Genomic DNA, 2,400 nt, shown 5'->3' with positions numbered 1-2,400 from the left:
GGATTTGTCGACAGTCTGAGGCTCAGTCATAATAAGACTGAGCCCATTTTACCTAGATTTATTTTAATCTGAAACAGTTGAAAACAACAACCATGGGAACGTCTTTCACAAAAAATATCTCTTTTATTGAAAACTGTGTAAGACTCCCTCATAACTTATCTTAGTATCTCTCCGGTGACAGATATATTTTTATCAATAAGACTATTCAACATCTGTAGGTGAAGATAGTTTATCTTCATATTTGTCTACAAAAAGGTAGCCACTGCTATTAACCACAGCATAGTAAATTTCTTCTATTCGTAAATTTCTTCTTTTGAATTCATCTTCAATCCACTCACGGTTATAGATGCCAGTAGCGTTCTTTTGGATAATTTTCCCGTCCATAATTAATTCAATCGGCAACGACTCCGATGAATTGGGCAAATTTATATCTTTTTTTATTACATTTTGAAACGGTATCTTTTTTAGAATGGATAATTCCCCGTTCACTTCTAGTAATGCGTATTCCACTTCAAATATATTAAAGATATTCTTTTCCCTCAAAAGCTGATTAAGGTCGTCAATCGAGAACTTTATCTTTTTCATATTCTTGTCCAGTAGTTTTCCTTTTTCTATTAGCACGGTAGGCCTACCAGATAACCATTTTCTAAAATTTCGACTCCTAGAAGATAACAGCATGAAGAAATAAAACAATAAAACTAATACAAAAAAAGAAATTAGCATTTCTTTGAACTTTAAATTCGTATCAAACCCCATGTTAGCTATAAAGGAACCAATCGTAATGGATAAGGCAAAGCTATAGTGGTTTTTATGAGAGTTAATGTGCTTTCCAATAGCCAGAGTAACGAGTATTAAAAGCATAAAGCTGACAACTGTTCTCAGAATTGGTATAAGTGTATCTTCCATTTAAATCTCCTGTTTACTTATATTGTTATTAACCATCTTGTCTTTAAAAGACACTGGTTTCTCTCGATCAAAATCCATTTAGAATACTTGTTCAAATCATAAAATAACCCCTTTTAATTAATTCTTTCCAATTAGCTATTTTATTTATCCATCTATTTCAGATTCCATTAGGCTTCAATTATAATGAAAAAAATATTAACTATATTGATTTTAATATTCATACAAAAACTTTGGGAAATCCAACTAAAATGGGTTTCCCTGTTTTTTACCTGAATCCATCCCTTTTCCTCATAACAATGGCGAACAAACGAACCAATTGTGCGTACCATATGTTTATTGTAGGATGGGCAAGCTCCATTTCCACAGCCATATAACTTATCCAGCCACAAAAAATTTCATAGTCAGTTCCTCTTGTTATTGTTTGACCCCATGGAGACTAGTCTCCATGGGGTCAAATTGGCAGCTTATTTTTATTCTGATTGTACTATTTTTCAACTAAAATAATATCATCAAAGTAGATAAATTCTCCTCCGCCTTCTTTACTGTCATTTTGTTCCAAGTACAAGGTGATATATTCACCCGCAAATTCTGACAAGTCAAAGTCCAATTCATGCCATGTATCATCATTTGCTAAAGTCCAAGGCTGTAAGATTTTTTCACCGTGCCGGCTTACTACCCGAATACGGACCAGTGCATCTCCACCACCTTGTGCATCACGATATTTCAAGTTTAAGTCAAATGACTGGTTTTTCGGAAGTTTTAAACTACGATAAATCCAAGAATTTGGGGCAGCATTGGGTGAACCACCATCAGAACCATCTAAAACAACAGAACCGCCGCCATTTCCAGTTGTATCAAAATCTTTTGTCCATTTTATATTATCCCAGCCCTGTCCAGAAGTAGCACTGCCAAATCCGTCTAAGCCGTTATCAAAGTGAGCTGTAAAACCATTGCTTTCTGTCGCTGAATCGACATCAACCTTTACAACACATTCTGCTTTAAAAGAACCGATGGAAGCTGTAATCGTTGCTTCTCCATCATATTTTGCTGTGACGAGTCCATTTTCATCCACATCAGCTATATTGGTATTACTGGAGTTCCAAGTTACTACATCCGTCGTATCTGCAGGAGATACAGTTGCATTTAATTGCAAAGTCACATCATTGGGAACTGTAAGAAAGGCACTTTCATGATCCAGGGAAATACCAGTCGCTGGATTTGTTTGAACAGTTACTACACAAGATGCTTCATAACCATCGATAGTTGCTTTGATAGTAGCGGTTCCTTCTGCTTTACCAGTTACTACACCTTTAGAATTTACAACTGCTACATCTGTATTATCAGAACTCCAAGTGATTGAATTTGTAAAATTTGCAGGTTCTACTGTTGCATTCAGCTGTAATTTTCTGCCTACATATACGAGTGAATTTGATTCCATCGTTATATTAGTTGCAGTTACAGTTGGAGCAATTGGATTTGGTATATCTGCTTTAT

The 2,400-nt window shown here is 35.2% G+C and carries 2 protein-coding genes; both read right to left on the bottom strand.

Going from position 1 to position 2,400, the window contains the following annotated elements; translation table 11 throughout:
- Positions 1–201: 201 nt before the first annotated feature.
- Positions 202–906, bottom strand: a complete 705-nt coding sequence (locus tag V7137_RS25070) for a DUF421 domain-containing protein (RefSeq protein WP_335700593.1) — start codon at positions 904–906, stop codon at positions 202–204.
- 484 nt (positions 907–1,390) lie between these two features.
- On the bottom strand, positions 1,391–2,400 hold a 1,010-nt coding region (locus V7137_RS25065; protein WP_335700592.1), incomplete at its 5' end, for an Ig-like domain-containing protein.

The organism is Neobacillus drentensis (genome assembly GCF_036962765.1).
Taxonomy (GTDB): domain Bacteria; phylum Bacillota; class Bacilli; order Bacillales; family Cytobacillaceae; genus Neobacillus; species Neobacillus drentensis_C.
Note: the sequence above shows the minus strand (reverse complement) of the source record. Positions and strands in the feature narration are given on the sequence as shown.